This is a genomic window from Streptomyces prasinopilosus (genome assembly GCF_001419695.1).
Taxonomy (GTDB): domain Bacteria; phylum Actinomycetota; class Actinomycetes; order Streptomycetales; family Streptomycetaceae; genus Streptomyces; species Streptomyces prasinopilosus.
This window is the reverse complement of sequence record NZ_LIRG01000509.1, coordinates 1-1294: the sequence shown is the minus strand read 5'-3', so window position 1 is coordinate 1294 and position 1294 is coordinate 1. Positions and strand designations below refer to the sequence as shown.

Sequence of the window (1294 nt, the reverse complement as noted above, 5' to 3'; positions counted from 1 at the left end):
GCCCGCCGCGGCGGGCTCGTGGTCATCCCGCAGGACATCCCGATCGAGGTCGTCACCGAGGTCGTCGCCTGGGTCAAGAGCCGCCACCTGGTCCTCGACACTCCCATCGTGCTGGCCCCGCACCAGACCGTCGCCGACGCGCTTGCCCTCCTGCCCAAGCGCGCCCACAACGCGGGCGTCGTCGTCGACGACGGGCACCGGCCGGTCGGTGTGGTCACCGACGCCGACCTGTCCGGCGTGGACCGCTTCACCCAGCTCAGCGAGGTCATGTCCCGCGACCTGCTGCTCGTCGACGCCGACATGGACCCGCGCGAGGCCTTCAACACCCTCGACGGCGCCAACCGGCGCTACGCGCCCGCCGTCGACGCCGACGGCCGCCTCGCCGGCATCCTCACCCGCAAGGGCGCCCTGCGCGCCACCCTGTACACGCCGGCCACCGACGACCGGGGACGGCTGCGCCTCGCCGCGGCCGTCGGCATCAACGGCGACGTCGCGGGCAAGGCCCGGCAGCTGCTGGACGCGGGCGTCGACACGCTCGTCATCGACACGGCCCACGGGCACCAGGAGTCGATGATCAGCGCCCTCAAGCTGGTCCGCGACCTCGACCCGCAGGTCCCGGTCGTCGCGGGCAACGTGGTCTCCGCCGCGGGCGTCCGCGACCTGATCGAGGCCGGCGCGGACATCGTCAAGGTCGGCGTCGGCCCCGGCGCCATGTGCACCACCCGCATGATGACCGGCGTCGGCCGGCCGCAGTTCTCCGCGGTCCTGGAGTGCGCGGCGGAGGCGAAGAAGTACGGCAAGCACGTGTGGGCCGACGGAGGCGTCCGCCACCCGCGCGACGTGGCGATGGCCCTCGCGGCCGGCGCGTCCAACGTGATGGTCGGCTCCTGGTTCGCCGGGACCTTCGAATCCCCGGGCGACCTCCAGCACGACGCGGACGGACGCCCCTACAAGGAGTCCTTCGGCATGGCCTCCGCGCGCGCCGTACGCAACCGCACCTCGGAGGAATCGGCCTACGACCGGGCCCGCAAGGCGCTGTTCGAGGAGGGCATCTCCACCTCCCGCATGTTCCTCGACCCGGCCCGGCCCGGAGTCGAGGACCTGATCGACTCGGTCATCGCGGGAGTCCGCTCCTCCTGCGCCTACGCGGGTGCCGGCTCCCTGGAGGAGTTCGCGGAGAGGGCCGTCGTCGGCGTCCAGAGCGCCGCCGGGTACGCGGAGGGCAAGCCGCTGCACGCCAGCTGGACCTGACCGGGCCCGGCCGTCCGGCCGGGCCCGGCCCCCGGACGGCCGG

General features: G+C 74.0%; 1 protein-coding gene. It reads left to right on the top strand.

Features of this window, described 5'->3' with window-relative positions:
- Positions 1 to 1251, top strand: a 1251-nt coding sequence (locus AOK18_RS20725) for a GuaB1 family IMP dehydrogenase-related protein (protein ID WP_055695340.1), incomplete at its 5' end; no start/stop codon positions are given.
- Between the last annotated feature and the right edge of the window lie 43 nt (positions 1252 to 1294).